This window comes from uncultured Gimesia sp. (assembly GCF_937910335.1).
Classification (GTDB): Bacteria; Planctomycetota; Planctomycetia; order Planctomycetales; family Planctomycetaceae; genus Gimesia.
On sequence record NZ_CALEMX010000146.1, the window covers coordinates 14,113 to 36,608 of the forward strand.

Sequence of the window (22,496 nt, forward strand, 5' to 3'; positions counted from 1 at the left end):
CTACCGGGTTATTTCGATTTCCCCAGCCCTTCATTCCACCAGATGGAAAACCATTTGGAAGGAGCGTCCGGGTTCGCCTCGCGGGCTTCAAAATTTCCGACTGCCAGATCCAGATCGCCGTCGGCGTCAAAATCGCCCGCTTCGATCACCGCATGTTGACCTTTCGAATAATCGAGTGGATGCGCGACAAAATGTCCCGGCGTTTTCTGTTCGTACCAGACCACCGTGTTGCGAGGCGCCTCATAATCCCAAGTCATCGTGCAGGCAGCAACGTCGATATCCCCATCGCCGTCAAAGTCGCCGTGTGTGGCACCATAGGCGCCCGTCAATTCTGCAATCGGATGATGTTGAAAGGGAAACGTGCCTTTGTTTTCCAGCCATTGGACTGAATGGCTGGGCCGTAACTCAAAGCTGTCCATCGTATCGCCGTTCGTGTAAAGCAGATCGAGGTCCTGATCTTGGTCGAGATCCACCAGCGAAATGCTGGAACTACCATAGGCGGGATCGGGGGCCTGATATATCGTTTCTTTTTTGAAGCGGCCTTCTCCCTGATTCAAAAATGCGACGATGATTTCATGCTCCTGCGAGAACATCGCCACAAAATCGAGCCGGCCATCTTGATTCAAATCGGTGACCAGCACATGACTGGCGCCATGCCGCTCGTCGAGAACCTGAAGTTCAAATTTCAAATCTGTCTTTGAGGGAGAGACATTTTTCAGATACAGCAATCGTCCGGTGTCTCGCCAGCCGAATTCTGCCACGATCAGGTCCAGGTCCTGATCACCATCGAAGTCAGCCGCTTTGACATCAGCCACACGCCCCAATCCTGTCTGTAGATCATGAGGCTGATAACGTTGCGTTTTCTCATCGAACATCAATAGCGTGACTTTTCCCCGGTCGTGATCTTCCGGCCCGAAACTTCCCAGGTCGGCGATGAGATAATCGTCGTGTTGATCCTGATTTAAATCCACGCGTTCAATGTGAGCCGGGTGATTCCGTTTTGCCAGAGACTGGAAAGCGGGTTTGCCTGCGGAAAACAGAACGCGACCGATTTCCCCCGTACCCAGATCGGTGACCAATAATTCGTGCGGTAAATTACCGCCAGCGATCCAGTTCAAATCCGAAACACCGGGAATTTGATCGGCCACCAGTCGCGGGAATTCCTGCTTCCGAAAGGTCAGGGGACCCGTTGGGACTTTGACAACTTGTGTTGGCAGTTGATGTTTCTCTGGTGCCTGCGAGACGAAATACTTGATGACTTCCGGCTCCGGAGGCACGCGTTGTTGTTTTTTTTGCGAACGTTCATAGTGCGCATACTCGCGGGGAATCTGCATCCGCCAGAATTCTTTGGTCAAAATACCCGGGTCGGGGCAGAGATGACAGCTCCCGCAGAACGTTTGAATCTCAGCATGGAATTCCTGAAAACGTGCGTCCGCAGGCAGTGCAACCTCTGGTTGTGTCGGCGGTTTCTGTTTCCCGCACGATTGTAAACACGCGAGAAACAGAAAGAAACAGAGGCGGAACCGCATCACTTTGAGTGTTGCTCAAGAATGGGCTTCAACACTTTTTCAAAGGCGTCGGCCTGCCGGAAAAAACCGAGATCGGTCGGGTGTGATCCATCCACGGTGTCTTCACTGTCATCACCCAGAAGTGTGTTGCCTTCCAGATAATACAAGTTTTTCACGCCCTCTTTTTTCAATCGTTCATAAGCATTGCGGAGTTCCAGGCGGCTCGTACGATGGCGGTCCTGACTGCTCGGTTTGAGAAACGCATTCGAATACGTGCGGTCTTCTACCAGCAGAATGGGTGTCTCGGGATGGGCGGCCCTTAACGTTTTGACGAGCGGCTCGGTTTCTTTTTTCACCACATTCGCAGTCACATTCGGCAGGCAGTCTATAATAAACACGCTCGCATCCAGCTCGGCAATCAGTTTCGCAACTTCTGGTTCCATCCGACCATTGCCCGAAAAACCGAGATTGATCACCGGGCGATCGAGTCTGCGTCCGAGAATCGCCGTATGCACCATGCCGGTACGAGAGGCACAGCCTCCTTGTGTGATCGATGTACCCCAGAAAATGAGTGGTTTATCTTTGCCTGCCTCGCGTGCGGGCGCTTTCCAGAGCTTACTGCTTTCGGGAATTCCAATCTCAACCGATTTGACGCCGTTATACAGGGGCAGATAAAGAATATATTCTCGTTTCCCGGGAGATATACCTGAGGTGAGTGAAACACTGTTTTTCTGTTGGCTGGGTTTGCCAACTGCCAGCCAGCGCCATTTTCCCGATTTCGTTTTCACGTAAAGATCCAGACCACTCACGCCGGTTGCCGCCATATGATTCATGGCAATGCTGGGAGAGGTCAGTTCCCATTTTGCTTTGATCGCGGTGGCGTTAGTCACAAAGCGGACTGCCATACCCGCGGAATGTTTGCTGAGCGACCAGACAGGGGGGCGCACAACGCCTTTCGCCTTTTTGGGGAGACGGTCATAAAACGATTCTGTTTCCGTCCAGCCTTTACCTTCCATACCCAGGTTCTTGATATCGAACCAATGTGTTTTGCTTTTCTTATCGACAGTGAAATCAGAAACCGGCGCTTCGTCTGCATTCAGAGTATTCTGTAAAGCAACAATCGAAAGCAGAGCTGTGAAGAACAGTACAAACGGGCGAGGTTGAAATGTCATGCGATTTCCTGTCGTCAACTCAAAAGAAGAGATACAAATTAGAACTCAATTTATCTTAACAGTAGAGTTCATGAAAAAGAAAGTTGACGACCGGGCTCGAATCCAAAGTTTTTTCAAGTCAAATCGATCAGGAATCCTGCTGATTCAGTCGCGTGACGAAGTTTGTCAGTTCTTGTCCCTGATACAGAACTTGCTGCTGCCGTTTTTCATCTTTCAAATTACCGAGCTCGTCAAATGCATCATGCGCACTGGAGACAGCCGTTTGAGCGGGCAGCATAAGACAACCCAGGCCTCCCAGAATGGCCCGCACGTGAACCAGCCCTCTCAAGCCTCCCAGTCCGCCGGGAGAAGCACTCATCAGGGAGACGACTTTGCCACGAAACGCAGGCAGAGAGCCTGGCGCTTCTCCTTCATCGGCGCGAGTAGCCCAGTCGATTGCATTTTTAAGAACGGCGGAAATAGAGCCGTTATATTCGGGAGAGGAAATCAGAATCCCATCGCTTTCCATCAGCAGTTGTTTGAATTTGAGAGCGTGCTCATTTTTACCCTCACTGGCTTCCAGGTCTTCATCAAAAAGAGGCATAGGGTAATCGTGTAGATTGATCAGCGTAACCACGGCTCCTGCCTCTCTCGCTCCCGTTGCGGCCAGAGCTACTAATTTTTTATTAAACGAATCTTTGCGTGTACTGCCTGCGAAAGCCAATATGCGAGGTTGGTAGCTCATCGTGTTCTTTTCTTTCTACATTGGATGAAGTAGATGCAACCGGGGTCCATCTCAGTGATTCTATTTCTGAGTGATTCTATTATAGGGGGGCAGCCTGGAATCAATAGTCAGAAAAGGGAAATTGTGATTGAGTGGCAAACCAGCACAATAAAAAAGGAGTCAACCTGCAACCAGATGAACTCCCTGTGTTTCCACTGTCACTCAAGTTTAATTTAGAATTCGCCGAGGACTTCCCCGTTTTGACGCGTGCCCAAAGCACGCCAGATATCCAGAGAGATATTTTCGCTGATTGTGCGCACTGAACCGTCCACAAGTACGGCGTTGACGACTCCAATATGATGACTTCGCGAAGTGATGATGGCATAAGTGGGTGCGCCGGCACCTCCATTTTTGCCTTCCTGCCACGAATTGTAATCAGCGTTGTACTCTGTACCCGCATTGGTATAAGGCACATACGTATTGGGATTCATCGTAACGGTAAAACCGGTGTGATGCACGCGGCCATCGGGCCATTCGGTGTGTCCTGTATTGGTTTTAAAACTGGATCCCGTTGCCGTGATGATGGCAGCTTCGGACGCAGTATTGGGAATGGTCGTGGTTGAGGGGCCGCCATTGCGAGTATAAGGCTGCCAGCTTTTTACTTCCGAGGCCAGCAGCGTGTTACTGGTTCCATCGGTAAACGCCGACATCGTTAAACTGGCATTGGGGTAAAACGCGCCGTTACCACCGCTCCCATTTGCAGGATCAAACACAAACCAGGTTCCATAGTTGAAACCATAATTGGTCGGATACAGTTTTACTTTTCCACCACCGGGGTCGCGCACCTGATCACTTTGAGGATCGCTGGGGCAGGCATAAACGGGTATTTTCAAACCATCAATGGCTGTCTGAAAATCCCAGGCGATCGAGAGATCCACATTGTTATAAAGGTTTCCCTGTTCCAGCAATGGTAAAATCCGACCATGCACGCCCCACGAACCATTATTGCCCGTCGTAGAAACTGAAAGATCGATGCTCGCTCCGGGGGGCAGATAGCGATAGCTGCTGGCATAGTTATGGACTGCCAGACCTAACTGTTTCAAGTGATTTTTACACTGGGTGCGTCGGGCAGCTTCTCGCGCCTGCTGAATCGCCGGCAGCAGCAACGCGATTAAAATCGCGATGATGGCAATTACTACCAGTAATTCGATTAATGTAAATCCACGTCTGCTGCGCATCAAAGTATTTCCTTATCGCTGACATCATCGTTTCTATTGTCAATTCTATACAAAAAGTAAGCAAAATGTGTACCAAAGCGGCTGTTTTACAGGGACTTCCATGATTTCTAGAGTCTCATGTGCGGTTTATAGCGAATTGAGATATGTACAACCTGCAAACAAACCTGGGAAGTGTTCTTTAAATAGACAGAGGCGCTGAAATGTACGACATCTTGTTTGCTCGGATTCTTCCGTGACGGGAAATCGATAAGGAAAGCCGGGCGATATTTCTGGATGATCTATCAGATTAATCATTTTTTATCGTCCCCGCATGTCATAAAATGGAATCTTTTGAAATCCATTGATTAGCCAATTTTTTCAGTAAGAGAAAGCAGCCCTTCCGATGCGCTGGCCGTTAAGGTATCAGATTCTTATTCCCATGGTCGGGATCATGATTTGTGCGATTGTGAGCGTGACTTTATGCCACGCCTACCTTTCGACCAATCAAATTAAATTACAGATTCGTGATCAGTTTCGTCAAATTGCGCATACGTTGAACGATGCCACTTTTCCTTTAACCGTAGCGGTTTTAAATCAGACGAAAGGGCTTTCGGGGGCCGATTTTGTACTCGTGGGGCAGAAAGGTGAGGTCGTATCTACAACGCGCCCCGGGTTTGTACCACAGACCGTTTCACACGAACCACCTGCATGGAGTCAGTTACAGATTTCTGATGTAAATCAGACTGACGATGTCTTATTTTTTCATACAGTTGTAAAAATTCAACAACGCCCCAGAACACAGGGTTTAGAGTATCTGCATATTTATTACCCGGTGAAAGAATATCGAGAGGCACTCTCGAATGCCATCTATCCCTCTTTGTTGGCAGGCAGTATCGCGATTGCAATAGTCGCATTTTTGGCAACAGTCATTGCCGCGCGCGTCACGCGCCCTTTGCAGCGGTTGGACAAAAAAGTGGCACAGATTGCACATGGAAACTTCCAGCCTATGGTTCAGCCGACTCGCGATGATGAAATTCGTGATTTGAGTATTTCCATCAATCAGATGGCAGGACTGTTAGGTGATTATGAAGACGAAATCAAACGCAGTGAGCGGTTGAAAACATTGGGTCAACTGCGCGGTGCGATCGCGCATCAGTTACGAAATGCTGTCACCGGTTGTCACATCGCTTTGGATCTGCATTTCCGTAAATGTCCAGAGAGTCAAGATGAAACATTACAGGTTGCCAATCGTCAATTGTGCATGATCGAACAATATTTACAAAGTTTTCTGGAAGATAAGGGTGGCCATTTTTCCAGTTTTGAGCCTGTCTGTCTGAGTGAAATTGTTTCCAGGATGATCAGTCTGGTCACGCCGACCGCGAAACACTTTAGAATTGAATTAGAAACCGCAGCTGTTGCGAACGCAATTAGTATTCTGGGAGATGCTGAATCTCTGGAGCAATTGATTAATAATTTGCTATTGAATGCGATTGAAGCTGCGGTTCCCGTTGATGCAGACCAGAACTCAAAGAGTGAGGATGTCGGTCAGGTCAGCATCAGGCTATTTCAAAGTAGTCTAGAGTCTGTTACTTTGGAAGTACTGGATACAGGAGCAGGGCCGGAGCCGACGATTGTCAATAAAATGTTTGAGCCACTGGTGACAGGCAAGAAGGATGGAACTGGTTTGGGTTTGTTTGTAGCAAGTGAAATTGTGAAGAATCATTCCGGACAGATTCGCTGGGAGCGGCGAGATCAGAAGACCTGTTTTATCGTCGAATTGCCTTTGGTGAACGCGGAGAATGAGCGTGTCGAGATTATTAATCGTTGATGATGAAGAATCCATCTGTTGGGGCTTAAGCCAGTTAGGTGAGAGTCAAGGGCATCAGGTTATGATAGCATCGACGGCTGAGCAGGCGTTAAGTCTGGCAGAAGCTGAGCGGCCGGATGTGGTTGTGATGGATGTTCGCTTGCCCGGCATGGACGGGCTGACTGCCATGCAGGGTCTCTATGAACGGATCGGCCCAGTGCCTGTGATCGTGATTACCGCTTACGGTGATTTAGAAACCGCTGTCGAAGCGGTCCGCAATGGTGCCTTTGATTATATTGTAAAGCCATTCGATTTGAATCAGATGGAACAGGTATTAGAGAAAGCCATCAACGAATCAGAGCGAAAAGAACCATTAGTAGACGAAAATCGTCAGCTGGAAGGTCTGGTTGGTTCCACGCTCGAAATGCAAAAGGTATTCAAGTCGATCGCGTTGGTTGCAGGTTCGGAGGCGAGTGTTCTGCTTTCCGGCGAGAGTGGAACGGGCAAGGAACTGGCGGCGCAGGCTATTCATCGCTTTAGTGAAAGATCCACAGGTCCTTTCGTGGCTGTGAATATTGCGTCTCTGAGCGAAAATCTGGCAGAGAGTGAACTGTTCGGCCATGCGCAAGGATCCTTCACTGGTGCAGAAACGGCGCGGATGGGTTTTCTGGAGCAGGCCGATCAGGGGACGCTGTTTCTGGATGAAGTTGCCGACATCCCACTGTCGATTCAGATTAAACTTTTAAGGGCTCTTGAAGAAGGAGAGGTCTTGCCTGTTGGGTCGAATAAAAAGGTCAAAACGAATTTTCGTGTGATAGCCGCCACACATCGTAATTTGGAATCGTTGATCAGACAGCGAAAATTTCGCCACGATCTCTATTTTCGATTGTGTACATTTCAGATTGACATCCCTTCTTTGAGAAAGCGTGTAGGGGATATTTCCGTGCTCGCCGATTTTTTTCTGGAGCGGTTTGTGGATCGTCAGACTGGCATGCAACATCGATTGACGCAGGAAACCGTTGCAGAACTCGAAAGACGTCCCTGGTATGGTAATGTACGCGAATTGAGAAATTCGATTGAACATGCGGCTTTACGCGCACGCGGGGGAACCATCCTCCCGGAGGACTTGCCGGCTTCTGTATCCAGATCATTTCTGGGAATGGATGATTCCCAAACAGGCTCGGATGCACAAATTCTCGAACTTCTCAAGCAATGGGCCGAACAGCAACTGACTGATCCTGATCAGGCCGCTAATATTTATAAAAAATTACTTTCGCTGATCGAACCTCCGGTAATGGAAGTCGCGTTGGAAAAATTTCATGGACAATGTGCGCCGGCAGCACGCTGTCTGGGGTTGCATCGAACCACTTTGAGTAAGAAACTAAAACAATACGAGATTGAAAATAGCTGAAGAACTTTCAACGGGAGTCATTCAACATGAGACCTGGGGCGCGCTGCTTAGCGGCATTATTCACTTTACTGGCTCTGGAAAGCAACTTTGTTTTTGGTGTTGAGAAAGCCAGACAAAAACCCTTGAACTTTGTGTTCATACTCGTGGATGATCTCGGCTATATGGATGTCGGCTGCAATAATCCACAGACATTCTATGAGACACCACACATTGATCAACTCGCAAAATCAGGGATGCGTTTTACCAACGGCTACGCTGCCAATCCTGTGTGCAGCCCCACGCGTTACAGTATCATGACCGGGAAATATCCCACGCGCGTCGATGCCACCAACTTCTTTTCCGGCAAACGTGCGGGCAAGTTTCTCCCGGCTCCACTGAACGACCGGATGCCTTTAAATGAAGTAACCATCGCGGAAGCTTTGAAAGAACATGGTTACGCCACCTTTTTCGCCGGCAAGTGGCATCTGGGACCAACTGAAGAGTTCTGGCCGGAAAAACAGGGCTTCGATGTGAATCGTGGTGGCTGGTTACGCGGCGGTCCTTACGGTGGCAAAAGATATTTCTCGCCTTATGGTAACCCCCGCTTAACCGATGGACCGGACGGCGAGCATCTGCCCGATCGACTGGCAAGTGAAACAGCAAAGTTCATCGACGAACATCGAGAACAACCCTTCCTGGCCTATCTCTCTTTTTATTCCGTGCATACACCCTTGATGGGACCCAAGGCATTAGTGGCCAAATACCAGGCGAAGGCAAAACGCTTAGGCTTGACCGATCAGGAAGAGTTCGCCGATGAAGAGCAGGTTTTCGACGTCAAGCAAAAGCGGAAAGTCAGAATTCTGCAAAAGCATGCCGTCTATGCGTCGATGGTGGAATCGATGGACCGCGCGGTAGGCAAAGTCTTGAAACAATTGGAGGATTCAGGCTTGGCTGAGAATACAGTGGTCATGTTAAACGCTGACAATGGCGGCTTGAGTACGTCCGAAGGTTCACCCACTTCGAATCTCCCGCTCAGAGGCGGGAAGGGCTGGTTGTATGAAGGGGGCATTCGCGAAGTCTTTCTCATTCGCTGGCCGGGAGGCACTAAACCGGGCAGCACCAGCGATGAACCGGTTATCAGCACCGATTTCTATCCGACGATTCTCGATCTGGCCGGCTTGCCTGCCAGACCATCACAGCATAGCGATGGCGTCAGTCTGAAGCCTTTGCTGAAAGGGGAAGCACACCTGAACCGAGATGCCCTGTATTGGCATTATCCGCATTACTCCAATCAGGGAGGCATCCCGGGCGGCGCGATTCGTATGGGCAACTGGAAACTGATTGAGCGTTTCGAGGACGGAAGTACGCGACTTTACAATTTGAAAGAAGACCTGGGAGAGAAGACGGACCTGACAGAAAAGCATCCCGAGCGTGTCGCATCAATGCGTCAGAAACTACACCGATGGTATCAGGAAACCGATGCAAAATTTTTACGCGCGAAGCCCAATGGACCGGAGCCCTGGCAACCAGAGAAATGAAAGGGCGAATTTAAGAGGAAAAGGACAGCAAGACACAAAGCGTGTGCCAATTTCTCCAAAGGCACTGCTTCACAAAAAAATGGTTTTTGGTCACTTCGAATTATTTTCATGTCAATCCTTTCATTTTTCTGTGATCTGCTATAATTCAAGATGTCCCATGGGTTTGTGATGAAATTTCATTTTCAAAAATCACTTGGAATCTGCATCTCTCCAATCAACGTCTATAGATAATTGAGAAGTCGAATGGCGCAATCCACGTTGCCGGAACAGGATGAAAAATATTCCGACATGCTCAGCCTGTTGCGGAAAAATTTGAGCAGTGTGATTCGGGGAAAGTCAGAAAGCATCGACATGATGATGGTCGCGCTGCTTTCCAGCGGGTCGGTGCTGATGGAAGATGTGCCGGGAACCGGAAAAACGACGCTTGCCAAAGCACTGGCACGCTCTCTGGATGTGCCCTTCAATCGTGTGCAGTTTACTCCCGATCTGCTGCCGACAGACATTTTAGGATCATCAATCTATAATCCCGTCGATGGCACATTTCATTTTCGGGAAGGACCGATCTTTTGTAATATTTTACTGGCCGACGAAATCAATCGTGCTTCTCCCCGCACACAGTCAGCGCTACTGGAAGCCATGAGTGAATCGCAGGCCACCATTGAAGGCGTACGCTATATCCTGCCGGCTCCCTTTTTTGTGTTGGCAACACAGAATCCGGTAGACTTTCACGGGACCTATCCCTTACCGGAAGCACAACTGGATCGGTTTTTAATTCACTTGCAGCTCGGCTATCCGGATGCAGAGAATGAAATGGAAATTCTGTTCGCGCAATCAACCGAACATCCCATTGATCATCTGAAACGCGTTCTCAGCCATGAAGAAGTATTGCAGATGCAGAATCAGGTAAAATTAGTGCATGTCGAGCAGAGCGTCGCTCGTTATATGATTGATCTCGTGCAGGCCACACGCACAGATCCCCGGTTGAAGCTAGGGGTCAGTCCTCGCGGTACACTCATGATGTTTCGTGCTTCACAGGCGATCGCGTTCCTCAAAGGCAGAAGTTATGTACTGCCCGATGATGTCCAGCATATGGCAGAATATGTTTTAGCACACCGACTGATATTAACATCAAAAGCAAAATACAGCAGCATCACTAAAATGGATGTGGTATCGGATATTGTTCAAAAAGTAAAAGTTCCCAATTAGCATTTTGCAAAAGGGATCTGAGTGGAATCAACTTCTCGACTCATTCAATAAGAAGTATTGAAACCGTAATGCATGTCTCGGAATACGATCCCTATTCACCCACGATCAGAAAAAAAGATTCGTTTACCAATCGTCTGCTCTTGGTGCGAATGCACAAGCATTACTGGTACTACCGCGTCACGTCTCCCGGAAAAATATTGTTGTTTGGATTCTTTTTGTCCGGCATCGGTACGATTTCCGTCACTGTACCCATTTATAATCTCTTCAGCGTACTGATGGCGCTGATTCTGATCGACGGAATGGCATCCTGGATCTTCCGGCCCCGTTGTGATCTCAAAGGAGATTTCCCCGCGCAAACCACCGCCGGTCAACCTGCAGTGGGTCATTTTACCGTGACCAACAAGGGTTGGTTGCCCATTTACGATATGGCAGTCGCCTTTCGCTGGTTGGAAAAACCGCTCTCACAAACCGATCGTGATGATACATTGAAATGCCTGTCGCGCGGAGAATCTGCCGAGATCACCGTGACCATCGATGCACCACAAAGAGGCTTCTACGCACTTCCCAAACTGGGCGTGCATACCTTGTTTCCTTTTCATCTCAACCGCTCAGGCAGTGCAGCCCTACCCGGGAAATCTCTATTGGTGCTGCCCAGCTTTCATCAAATCTCAACGGTCGATTTACCAGTCGGCAGCAAATTTCAGCCAGGCGGCATCGCCCTGACTTCCAATGTGGGAGAATCGCCCGAGTACATAGGGAATCGGGAATATGTTCCGGGAGAACCTGCCCGCAGACTCGATTTTCGATCCTTCGCCCGGCTTGGTAAGCCCGTGGTTCGAGAGTACCAGGAAGAATACTACTGCCGTATTGCCTTGATTCTCGATACCTATATGCCACCTGAAACCTGGCTGAAGCGCAAGCTGAAATCGCTGAATCAGCGCTGGTATTCCAAAGCGGATGTCAAGCAACCTGTCAATGTACTCGAAGCGGGAATTAGTTTGACGGCATCAATTGCAGATGCATTGTCGCGCGGAGAATATCTGATCGACCTGTTTGCTGCAGGTCCGGAGCTGTATGTATTTCGGGCAGGGCGCCATACCGCGCACTTTGATAATGTTCTGGAAATTTTGTCTTGTGTAGATCGTTGTCCCGATGATCCATTCGAAACCATTGGACCAGCCGTCTTTGAAGAACTCTCCAATATCTCGACCGCCGTTTGTATTTTTCTGGATTGGGATGAACAACGGGAAAAAATGGCGAGGGCTGTTCTCGATTCAGGTTCCAGTTTAAAAACGATCATCATTCATGATGGTGAAACGACATTGCCTTACAATTCCGCGGAATTCGGTCATGCCGCTCATTTCACACCCGAACAGATTGCAACAGGGAAGGTGGAATCGCTATGAGCTCGCAGCGTACGGTTGCCTTCATTTTGATCAGTCTGGAGTGCGCCACCCTCGGCATTCTATCGCAGACGCTTTTTTTCTCTGCCAGTATTGTTTTGCTGGCTGCCTTATCGTATCTCCCGATTTTACATTATTCATTTTCCCGTCGTCAGGTGTTCTGGACCACCAGCATTCTAGCCATCTTGTTTATGGTAAAGTATATGCTCTCTCCGCACGAGTTCGGCCAGGATCGAACGGAAATGATCAGAACTCCGCTGGCCTATGCAGCTGCACAATTTATAATAGCCCTGCAGCTACGTCAGCTATTTGATAAGCATTTTATTCCTTTCCTGCCGAACTCTTTTCCTTTACTCGGTATCCTGGTGTTTATTCTCATTGGCGATATTCAAGTCCATGGATCCATAAACGTCTATTATCAGATTTTTGTTTTCAGCTATGTGCTGATGACAGGTGTGTTTTATCAATTTGGGCATGTAGTGCGTTCACAGAAGAGCAAAGTCAAAAAGAAGTGGGTTGTTTATCTCATTCGCGTAAACTTTTTTATTGTCATCTGGTTAGTTGGCTGGTTGACTGCCACCGGATTACATCGTTACGAGCGAGAATTGGATCAACTCTATTATCGACTGATTGAGCCGCGCACTTCAGGAATGGCTTCTCGTGCTGGATTCTCGACGATTTCAAAGCTCGGCAGCCTGACCAAACAATTTGACTCCGATGCCCAGCAAGTCAAATTACGTATCAAATCTTCCGATGAACCAGGCTACATGCGTGGTCGGGCTTTCGTGCAGTTTTTTAATTCGGAATGGCATTCTGAGATTGGCAATCAAAATGTCGCCAGCATAGGCTTGCCACCCGCGGGTGTTAAAACGGAGATCATACCGGAAGGTAACTGGTTTCAAATCGGACAGGCAAACTCTTCTGATTGGATTGAATATGAAGTCTGGTCGACGAGCCCCGAGCATATTTATGCACCTTTGAATACACCATTGGTTCATGCGGTCGCTGAGAATATTCAAATTGATAGTCAGAATATTCTGACTTCACGTACAATGGAATATGGATATCCCTATGCTCTCTTTCTGCCACGCAAACAGCTTCCACCGGCTCCTGAATCGGTAGTCTCTTTAAGGAGGTTGCTGCAACTTCCGTTTGGCTTTTCGCCCCGCGTGCAACAGCTGGCAAACCAGATTTTTGCCGACTGCCAAACTTCTGCAGAGAAAATTAACCGCGTTCAAAACTATTTCCAAAATCAATATGAATATGAAATCGGAATCAAGATCCCTCAAGGCAATGATCCCCTTACATATTTTCTACTGGAAAAGCCGAACGCTCATTGTGAATATTTTGCATCGGGAACCGCAATCTTATTAAGAATGGCTGGAGTCCCCTGCCGTTACATCACAGGTTATATCGTGCGCGAAAGAAATGTCTACGACCAGTTCTGGGTTGCACGTAGCAGGCACGCGCATGCCTGGGTCGAAGCCTGGGATGAACAACGAGGCTGGGTCACTGTCGAATCCACGCCGGCAGCCGGTCGGCCCGATCAAAATACACCCGCCGGGGTCAGGCAGTACTGGGAATCGTTAATAGGCCAGTATTCCCGATTGAAAACAGCTTTGCAACGCGGAGAGTGGGTCCTGGCGCTCTCTGAGGCACAGCTTCCTTTGGCACTGCTCATCTGCGGGGTAGCGCTCTGGTTTGGGTTCAGGCGGATTATTCAAATCTGTCAAAAACGACTGCAAGAGCGGGCTCTCTTTCTACAAAATCCGGAACATGTTCAGGAACTGCATCAACTGCTGGCACAAATGGATCGACTGCTGGGGAAACATAAAATCGTGCGCAAGCCCGGCGAAACGTTGATGCAGTTTTCCAGACGCATCCAGAGCCAGGCTATTGCACAATGGTATCAAAACTACGCCTGTAGCCGCTTCATGCCGGAATCTGCAGAGACCAACGAGCTGATTTTGCAGTTGAAACAGCAATTACTGGAATTTCGACAGAAAAAATCCCTCATTTAATACCGGGATCGGCAGATTTGGCAGGTCAAAATGGGCTTGGCAGACAAACACCGTCTGGCTAGAATCCGTCCCTCATCTCTCACTTCTCAAATCAAAAAAATCCATTTCATATCGACTGTCAAAAAAGACCAGCAGTTCATGCGCTCTTTTTGTATGCGCATTTGCAAACGGAATACTTTATCTGAACGGGATTCTCTCAATGAAAGTTTTCTCGATGAAAATTCTCTCAAAAGCACTCCTCGTATTGATCATTCCCAGCATTTCATTTTTTGCATCCGGCTGTGAAATGTTGCCACACGCACTACAACCCAACCAATGGTCGAAGTTAAACCGCGGCCCGGCTCCGCGTGAGGATACCTATTTTTCCGTGCCTGATTACATTCCGGAACTGGAACAGAAAAAAAGTTCACAGAACGTCGACTGATTCTGACCACACCAGTGGCATTGAAACAGCAACGTCGGGCAGTCCGTACGCTTACGGTTTGATTTTTCCACGTGCTGGTTTGGAAAAAATCTGACGGTCAAGGATTTCGCCCTGTAAACTCTTCATCTCAACCGTCAGCTTCCCTGAAGACCGTTCGCAGGTCAGCATCAGATAGCCATCTTTGCCGGCCAAAAACTTCGAATGGGGGTCCGCATATTGTGCACCCTTTCCACCGAGTGATGTGTTGTAATAGGTCAATCCATCCAGCTCTGCCCGTTCAGCATAATATCCAAAGCCGGTCACACACATCGTTCCTCTAAGAAACAACCGATGCCAGCCTCCCTGAAGTTGACTGCGTATACTAGCATTACGCTCGTTGTAAAGTGTGACAAGATGGCCGGGGACATTTTTTGTAACGGAATCGTACCAGCGATATTGTGCAGAATTCTGGTCGAAGGCATGACAGGTCTGCCAGCTATTGCCGAAGTCTGAGATGTGGTTAAAGTCGAGACCAATGAATCGCACATCAAATTCGGGGATCTCAAAATGCCATTTCCATTCCTCATCGGGAAGTTCAAAAAAGCGACGAAATGCAATCGCTTCAATATCATACACGGCATGCGCGGGTGGCTTTTTTCCACGCGGATGGATTTGGCGGTCATGATTTCCCAGGACAGGCATGAAGGGCGTCGATCGAAATAACTTCGGGTAAGCACTGATTAAATTGACATAAGGAGTGATGCAGTCGCGCTCTCCCGGTCCGCATTTCTGCCAGAGATTGTTAATATTGTCTCCCGCCGTCAACAGCAGGTGCACGTCTTCTTTCATCAGATGCGACAAGTCGGGTTGAGACTGCCAGTCCGCAACAATCGCCACGCGCAGTTCATCGGTGGGATATGCTTTAAAAGTAGCCACCGCCGACTTCTGGTTTCCCGTTTTTACCGAGTAGAAATAGATTGTGTCTCGATGAGCTATGGGAATTTCAACATGATGTAGAGTCGTCTCTTCTTTAATTTGAATCGTTTTCATGTTCTCCCGAGAGAGACCAAATCGCACTACGGAATCGCCCGGCTCTTTACTCAACCAGTTCACAACAATTTGATCTGGTTCATGGGATTTGTGCGTCAGCCAGATCTGCTGAATTTCTTCTGCCGATACTATTTGAGGGAATAAGTAAAGACAGCTAAACAGAATCAGATATTTCATGAAGTATTTCTCGTGTAATTAATTTGGGAATAGTGATCCCGATGTTCTCCCGATTCTTGGAAGACGGCATTGAGTATGTATGGCAGTTGTTTCTTTTGAAAAACAGACTTTGATGATACGGAATTTTCAATGACAACATCTGTCTCAGCTTTTGTCTTAATCTTATTAAAATATTCGGGACAGCTTGAATGTTTTGACCAACATCATTCAAGTTGTATTCGTATTAATGGATAATCATAACGAAGTTGTAATAATTCAGCTATTTTGTGGGTGATTTTTTCTTTAGGGCAGGAAAAGTGCAGATAGGGCTTCTAAGATAATATGACACGCGGTCCGATGTAGATTTGAAATCCGTTTTTTTTTGGAATTTCGGGTGTTCGATTGACAATTTCTGTAAACGATTCGAGAGAAAAAAAAGTGGCGTTTAGAGCACGAAAAAAGCTCATCCTCTCTCTTGTTATCTTGCTGGTGGCGATATTGAGTTCTCCTGTCTGGGGGCGAGGATTGTGGATCAGCCTCTTTCAGGATCGCGCTGTACAGAATTTACTGGAACGCAATCCTGAAAATGCCTTGGAATGGCTCGCGTATGCGCAGGCTCTGGATGATCAGAATCCAACAACGAAGATCCTGTTTGCGCGTGCGTATAGAAAATCGCGTGATGTCGAACAGGCTTATAGCGTGTTAATGAAATATTATGAATTGGCCGGTTCTACAGAAGAATATCTACAAGAACAATGGCTGTTAAAAGCACAAATCGGCGACAATGCCGATTTGCAAAAACACTTGAGTGAATTGCTCATCAAAGATCAGGCAGATATGCAGGATATTTGTGAGACTTATGTTAACAGTTGTATCTTGAATTATCAGTTTAACGACGCACTCAAAATTCTGGAGCTCTGGGAAGCCGATTTTCCGGAAGATCCACTTCCCAATTTTATGCGAGGGAAAATTTATGAGCATGAAAGGGCGTTGCAAGATGCAATCAAAGAGTTTCAGAAAACCCTGGATAAAGACCGCACATATGCCCCCGCCGCGTATAGTCTCGCACGCATTCAGTTAACGCTCAAAAAAACAGAAGCCGCAATGAAATATTATCAAACGACGCTGGCGAATACAAAATTTAAATCACCCGCCAAAGTAGGGTTGGCGCGTTGTTACAGACTGTTAAACCAAAATCAGAAGGCAAAACAACTTCTATTAGAGGTTCTGGAAAAAGACGTCAAAGAATTACAAAAAGAATATCAGGTTATGGGGGAGCCGAAGTTTTTAGCAAATTCCGCCGCTCATCTGGAAATGGGAACTCTGGAACTCACTGCAAAAAATTATGAGGCCGCTTTGAAATGGCTGGAACCGGCTGCCAAAGCCAACCCCAGAGATCTGGGAATTAAAAATGCGCTGGCCATTGTTTATAGCCGTCTAGGGAGAAAGCAGGAGGCGAAAGAACTCAGTCAGACGATTAAAGAAACCAATAATGCTTTGGCGGAGATCCAGGACTTGTTAGACCAAATGCGGAAAGAACCACCCAATCCAGAGTTGCGATTTCAGATAGGTAAAGCTTACTTGAAGTATATTTCAGAAGAACAGGGAATTGTCTGGCTGAATAGTGTCTTGCGATCTCTGCCCCACCATAGGGGTACACATATAGAATTGGCTCGATATTACGAACAGAATCGAGCCCGCGGGGAGAGTTTTGAACGACTGGCAAAAATCCATCGCGAAAAAGCAAATGCATTAACAAAAAAAACTGAGAATTCACCTGTAAAATCAGATCAGAAATAGAATCCCCACCGGAAACGGACATGATAAAATTAAGCAACGGTATGACAGACTTCAACAAATGGATATCGCATTGGAATTCCCAGGCCCCGCTGATATTTGCTTTGGGCCTGTGTTTCCTTGTTGTTGGATGTACTTCGGACAAAGCCGATGAGCTGGACAGACTAACAACAGAATCGAATGAAAAGTTGATTCAGGAACATTCCGAAACGAGCCTGCGCCCCGAATTTGTCGATGTCTGGCCTGAACAAAATTTAAATTTTACTTACCACAATGGTCAGGACGCGGGTGAATTAGCGATTCTCGAAACGCTGGGCGGTGGTACTGCGGTTTTAGACTACGATCGAGATGGACTTCTCGATCTCTTTTATACCGGCGGTGGTAGCTTTGAAAATAAAACGACCAAAGGCGCTCCCTCCATTTTGTTACGCCACACAGGAGACTTCCATTTTCTTGACAAAACGAGTGCAGCAAATATGGATCTGGCCGACTTTTATAGTAATGGATGTTCGGTGGGAGATTATGACAACGATGGCTTTCAGGATTTGATTGTAACCGGTTACGGAGGTTCCATACTGTGGAAGAATCTAGGGGATGGCACATTTGAAGAAACGTCCATCGCCGCCGGCTTGCGAGATTGTTATTGGGGTTCCAGTGCTGCCTGGGGGGATATTAATGGGGATGGTTTACTGGATCTTTATTTGACTCAATATACAGACTGGTCTTTTCAGAATCATCCTGAATGTCAATTAACACCGGGTCGTCCCGATGTCTGTTCGCCGCATTCTTTTAAAGGCGTAGGAGACCTTCTGTTTTTCAACCGGGGTGATGGTACGTTTTATGACGCGACGAAAACAGCGGGCCTGGTTCCGGAAGGGAAAGGGCTCGGCGTGATTCTCGCTGATCTCGATAATGATACGGACCTGGATGCATATGTCTGCAACGATACCGTCGAAAACTTTTTATACCTGAATGATGGAAAGGGCAAATTCGAGGAAGTTGGTTTGATCAATGGTGCGGCCGTCGATGATCGGGCAACGCCCAACGGAAGCATGGGCGTAGATATTATGGATTATAATCATGATGGCTTGCCAGACTTATGGGTTGCCAACTATGAAAAAGAAGCCTTCGCTTTATATCGCAATGATGGAGATGCCCAGTTTTTGTATGTCAGTAATGATACCGGAGTGACTTCCATTGGAGCGTTGTTTGTCGGATTTGGAACAGCGTGTGCCGATTTTGACTGGGATGGAGATGAAGACATCGTTGTGGCAAATGGACACGTCGCTTATTTCTCTACGAATTCTCCGTTCAGACAAGAACCACTTTATCTCGAGAATCGGAAAGGACGCTTTGCTCAGCTTGAGTATTCCGATTCGTCTTACTTCGGACAGAGTCATACAGGCCGCGGTTTAGCGCTGGCTGATTTCAATGAAGATGGAAATCTCGATATCGCCATCTCAAATTTTAGCGATCCACCAGGAATTCTCAAAAATACATCTGACACAAAAGGGAAGTGGATCTCCGTGCGGTTAATCGGAACGCGCAGTAATCGGGATGCAATTGGCGCGCGACTGATTCTACATACTTCAGCCGGTGACCAGGTCCGGCAGATCAAAGGGGGAGGCAGTTATCTCTCTTCAAGTGACATACGTGTTCATTGGGGAATTCGCGCTGATGTAATCATAAGGGGCATTAGTATTTACTGGCCAAGCGGTGTTCAGCAGGAAGTGAAGACCCTTCAACCGAATACGTCAAATCTGATACTGGAACCTAACACAAATCCAGAATCCTAATTTGAGAAATCGGTTACTTTCTAATATTACCAAAGAAATTAAATTGTACGATTTGTGCATGCTTCAATGTGTGTGATGGCATTGGATTAGTTTGTAACGCTTTGTTATTAAATAACTTAAGTAAACAAAATCACGTTAAGAAGTTGGGTTTTCTTGCTGTTTTTGTATGATAAGAACTTGTCTCTTTCCCCAAAAAAAATAGAATTCTAGATGGTCTCCGTTTTCTATCTTTCTACAGAAAACATCCATTTTGTCGCTCGAAAGTCTCTGTGTTATATATTTGTGATACATAGCAAATCTGTCTAGCAGGCTGGGTGCGTAATTTTTCTTTTTCTTTTTTAGGAGAGTGTCTATGAGCGTCTTACGAAGGAGACGAGCATTCACGCTGATTGAATTGCTCGTTGTCATCGCCATTATTGCGATTTTAATTGCCCTCTTATTGCCGGCTGTCCAACAGGCCAGAGAAGCGGCCCGCCGCTCGACATGTAAAAATAACCTGAAACAGTTCGGGTTGGCATTACATAACTATCATGAAACACATCGTTGCTTTGGCCAGATGCTACTCTCTGGTAGTCGAACTGGAGCGATTACACCATGGGTGGGATTTAGCCCACAGACGATGTTGCTGCCATTTATGGATCAGGCCAACATTTATAATCGTATGGATTTTAATTTGAACTGTGAAGAATCTCCTAACACCGATGTAGGAATTCGGGCTGCTGCCATTGGTGTCTTTAAATGTCCTACTGACCTGCGCTATCCGGTTTATTCGGAAGGATCTTTGAACTACTATGTGTCTGTTGGTCCTTGTTTGGGATTTGGCGTGACCCGCACATCGCAAGTTGGGCTTTTTCGATACCAGCAGATTACCCGAGTGTCTGATGTTCTCGATGGAACATCGAATGTCATTGCCATGGGCGAACGAATTGTGGGGTCTGCCAATGGCACTGTCTTCGATCGGAAAGGTGACGTACGACGGGCAGTGGCATTTGGTCCTGGTAATAACACGATCTTTCCAACAAAGTCAGATCTAGATACGCATGCTACCGCTTGTGCAGCCGCAGGTGCTTTCTACAACCACCGTGGATCACGTTGGATGCGAGGTGACGAGACCTGGTTTAATACCTGGAATACTCCAAACTCACCCAATGATGACTGCAGTACCGGAAATGGTGGTCATGCAGGGGGCGATGCGTCTTCAGCCCAGGCAGCGCGTAGCCGTCATACCGGTGGTGCTCATGTATTGATGGCCGATGGATCTGTGCACTTCGTTTCAGAAAACATCGATTTACTGAATTGGCATCGACTGGGAGCGATTGCCGATGGTGAGCCTGTCAGCATCAGCGATTAATTCATCCATTGCTCAACGGTTTTAATTAATCAGCTCGGCAATCATCGTTACCGAGCTGATTTTCTTTTATATAATGAGAATCTGAAAAAGTCATTAATAGTAACTAACAAGAGAAAGGGCTAACGATGAATAAATTGGCTTTATTCTGTCTGTCAATGAGCTTAATGTTGGCAGGCTGTGGAGGGGGGGGGGCAGGTGAAGTGGCACCTGCCAATCAGGAAACACCTGCTACGCAGGATTTATCAACCGTCAAAGCATCTTTAAATACAATCGCTGAATCAGGAGTGATTGACAGTAGTTTCTTTGGAATTCCGGAAAGTCTGGAGCAGGCTGGTAAAACTGAACTGGCTGCGGAAGCGAAAAAACTGGAGTCTATGAAAAGCGCAAAACAAATTAAGGCAGCTGCCAAAAAAATCGCCGATCAGCTCTGAGCATACTAAATTTAATGTGTGACTGTGTTACACGATTAGACTCAACGCCTTTGAGATTCATTTATCGAAGGCGTTTTTTATTGAGCTATGGCATTGAATCAGACAATAAAAAAAGGGGGCCAGCACAATTGCCGGCTCCCTTGTTTTAATGCTTTAATGCACAAAGATCTGAAAGTCTCAGACTTTGGGTTCCCAGCCTGGTTCGTAATCTCGCGTCCATAGTGCCATGGCTGCTTTGTCATTTAGAATGTGACCATTGGCAGGGTCACAGGTCATCGTGCGACCGGTGCGATGCGCGATATTACCGATATGACACAAGAGCGTACTTTTGTGCCCAATTTCAATTTCGGCATTCAAACTCAGTGGCTCATCATTGCGAATCGCATCAATGAAGTTTTGAGCGTGTTCGCTCATTCCCTGGCCACCACCCACTTTTTCAATTTCTTTGTCTTTGGCGTCCAATATTCGGTATCCACCAGAGGTACCGAATATCATGGTCCCTTTGCTGCCAAAGAACGTGACAAACTCATTCTTGTGACGGTTACAACTGGTTCCCTGCCACGTAATCTGTTTGCCTCCGTCAAATTCGTAAGCAACAACGTGAGTATCAGGTGTTTGCTGATCGTCTTCGTAAGCATAACGGCCGCCACTGGAAACAACACGAGTTGGGTACTCGACACCCAGACCCCAACGGCAGATATCCAGTGAATGTACGCCGTTGTTTCCGAGTTCACCATTCCCATACTGCCAGAACCAGTGCCAATTATAAGGGATTCTGTTATCCACATATTTCTCACGGGGAGCGGGTCCCTGCCAGAGATCATAGTTCAGATTGCCGGGAACAGGCGCGGGTTTGCCGGTGCCGATCGAACCGCGGGCACTTTGATAAAAAGCCCGCGCCAGGTAGACATCGCCAATCACCCCTTCTTTAACTTTTTGAATCCCTTCAATGATTGATTCACTACTACGTCGTTGGCTTCCCATCTGGACGGCTCGTTTGTTTTTGCGAGCCGCTGCCACCATCATTTCACCCTCTTTGGGATTGTGGCTACAAGGTTTTTCCACGTAAACATGTTTCCCTGCAGAGCAACCCAGGATCGTAGCCGGTGAATGCCAATGGTTCGGCGGGGCGGCAATCAACGCATCGACTTCTTTGTCGTCCAGAATTTTTCGAAAATCACCAATGGGTTGAGGGGCCTTCTTGGTAGCCTTTTCGACTGTTTTGACGGCGTTCGCCATGCGGTCAGCATCAGTATCGCAAACATATTTGATTTCTACGCCATCCAATGCACCAAACGTTTTCGCCAAAAAAAGACCACGTTGCATCCCCATAATTCCGATGGTGACTTTTTTACTGGGAGCTTTGTTGGCGGCGGAAAGGATCGCGGGGGCAGCGATACCGGCGGCGGTCGCAGCCGCGGTTTGACCGAGAAAAGTGCGACGATTGACAGAATCGGACATGACTGGTTCTCCATTGGTAGAGGAGTTAGGGCAAGGCGGGGTGAATTTTTAACAACCCATATTCTAATCAGTTCATAAAGCAATGA

General features: G+C 47.5%; 17 protein-coding genes. 11 read left to right on the forward strand and 6 right to left on the reverse strand.

Translation table 11 applies throughout. The features are described from left to right. Positions 1-8: 8 nt before the first annotated feature. The 4 genes from Q0668_RS05820 to Q0668_RS05835 form a co-directional block, all read right to left on the reverse strand. Positions 9-1,529: a VCBS repeat-containing protein gene (locus Q0668_RS05820; protein WP_298861276.1), complete on the reverse strand. Its 1,521-nt coding sequence runs from the start codon at positions 1,527-1,529 to the stop codon at positions 9-11. Further along, on the reverse strand, positions 1,529-2,680 hold the full coding sequence (locus tag Q0668_RS05825; RefSeq protein WP_298861205.1) for an SGNH/GDSL hydrolase family protein: 1,152 nt from the start codon (positions 2,678-2,680) through the stop codon (positions 1,529-1,531). The genes Q0668_RS05820 and Q0668_RS05825 overlap by 1 nt, the downstream gene beginning before the upstream one ends. Positions 2,681-2,807: 127 nt before the next feature. Then, positions 2,808-3,404, reverse strand: a complete 597-nt coding sequence (locus tag Q0668_RS05830; RefSeq protein ID WP_298861208.1) for an NAD(P)H-dependent oxidoreductase — start codon at positions 3,402-3,404, stop codon at positions 2,808-2,810. A 212-nt stretch (positions 3,405-3,616) separates the two neighbouring features. After that, the gene (locus tag Q0668_RS05835; RefSeq protein ID WP_298861211.1) at positions 3,617-4,621 is read right to left on the reverse strand and encodes a DUF1559 domain-containing protein; all 1,005 of its coding nucleotides are present in this window, start codon (positions 4,619-4,621) and stop codon (positions 3,617-3,619) included. 382 nt (positions 4,622-5,003) lie between these two features. Between Q0668_RS05835 and Q0668_RS05840 the strand changes: the two genes are divergently transcribed. The 7 genes from Q0668_RS05840 to Q0668_RS05870 all read left to right on the forward strand — a co-directional run bounded on the left by Q0668_RS05840 (position 5,004) and on the right by Q0668_RS05870 (position 14,389). After that, the gene (locus Q0668_RS05840) at positions 5,004-6,428 is read left to right on the forward strand and encodes a HAMP domain-containing sensor histidine kinase (protein WP_298861212.1); all 1,425 of its coding nucleotides are present in this window, start codon (positions 5,004-5,006) and stop codon (positions 6,426-6,428) included. Next, positions 6,400-7,818, forward strand: coding sequence for a sigma-54 dependent transcriptional regulator (locus Q0668_RS05845; RefSeq protein ID WP_298861215.1), 1,419 nt, complete (start codon positions 6,400-6,402; stop codon positions 7,816-7,818). Before Q0668_RS05840 ends, Q0668_RS05845 begins: the two co-directional genes overlap by 29 nt. Positions 7,819-7,844: 26 nt before the next feature. Next, positions 7,845-9,335, forward strand: a complete 1,491-nt coding sequence (locus tag Q0668_RS05850) for a sulfatase (RefSeq protein WP_298861217.1) — start codon at positions 7,845-7,847, stop codon at positions 9,333-9,335. A 243-nt stretch (positions 9,336-9,578) separates the two neighbouring features. Continuing rightward, positions 9,579-10,541, forward strand: coding sequence for a MoxR family ATPase (locus Q0668_RS05855; protein WP_298861219.1), 963 nt, complete (start codon positions 9,579-9,581; stop codon positions 10,539-10,541). Positions 10,542-10,609: 68 nt separating this feature from the next. Next, positions 10,610-11,947, forward strand: coding sequence for a DUF58 domain-containing protein (locus Q0668_RS05860; protein ID WP_298861222.1), 1,338 nt, complete (start codon positions 10,610-10,612; stop codon positions 11,945-11,947). Further along, positions 11,944-13,965: a transglutaminase family protein gene (locus Q0668_RS05865; protein ID WP_298861224.1), complete on the forward strand. Its 2,022-nt coding sequence runs from the start codon at positions 11,944-11,946 to the stop codon at positions 13,963-13,965. The genes Q0668_RS05860 and Q0668_RS05865 overlap by 4 nt, the downstream gene beginning before the upstream one ends. Positions 13,966-14,164: 199 nt before the next feature. Then, complete coding sequence (locus Q0668_RS05870; protein ID WP_298861226.1) at positions 14,165-14,389, forward strand: hypothetical protein; 225 nt, start codon at positions 14,165-14,167, stop codon at positions 14,387-14,389. Between the two features lie 51 nt (positions 14,390-14,440). On the opposite strand, the gene Q0668_RS05875 is transcribed toward Q0668_RS05870, so the two are convergent. Next, on the reverse strand, positions 14,441-15,595 hold the full coding sequence (locus Q0668_RS05875) for an FN3 domain-containing metallophosphoesterase family protein (protein WP_298861228.1): 1,155 nt from the start codon (positions 15,593-15,595) through the stop codon (positions 14,441-14,443). A gap of 477 nt (positions 15,596-16,072) precedes the next feature. Between Q0668_RS05875 and Q0668_RS05880 the strand changes: the two genes are divergently transcribed. From Q0668_RS05880 to Q0668_RS05895, 4 genes are all read left to right on the forward strand, one after another. Beyond that, positions 16,073-17,374: a tetratricopeptide repeat protein gene (locus Q0668_RS05880; RefSeq protein ID WP_298861230.1), complete on the forward strand. Its 1,302-nt coding sequence runs from the start codon at positions 16,073-16,075 to the stop codon at positions 17,372-17,374. Between the two features lie 20 nt (positions 17,375-17,394). Beyond that, entirely contained in the window at positions 17,395-19,167 is a 1,773-nt protein-coding gene (locus Q0668_RS05885; RefSeq protein ID WP_298861232.1) for a CRTAC1 family protein, read from the forward strand. A gap of 352 nt (positions 19,168-19,519) precedes the next feature. Beyond that, a complete protein-coding gene (locus Q0668_RS05890; RefSeq protein ID WP_298861235.1) occupies positions 19,520-20,518 on the forward strand; it encodes a DUF1559 domain-containing protein in 999 nt (332 codons plus the stop codon). A 125-nt stretch (positions 20,519-20,643) separates the two neighbouring features. Beyond that, positions 20,644-20,949, forward strand: a complete 306-nt coding sequence (locus Q0668_RS05895; RefSeq protein WP_298861237.1) for a hypothetical protein — start codon at positions 20,644-20,646, stop codon at positions 20,947-20,949. Positions 20,950-21,126: 177 nt separating this feature from the next. Here Q0668_RS05895 and Q0668_RS05900 read toward each other — a convergent pair whose 3' ends face one another. Beyond that, on the reverse strand, positions 21,127-22,410 hold the full coding sequence (locus tag Q0668_RS05900) for a Gfo/Idh/MocA family oxidoreductase (protein WP_298861240.1): 1,284 nt from the start codon (positions 22,408-22,410) through the stop codon (positions 21,127-21,129). Positions 22,411-22,496 lie beyond the last annotated feature (86 nt).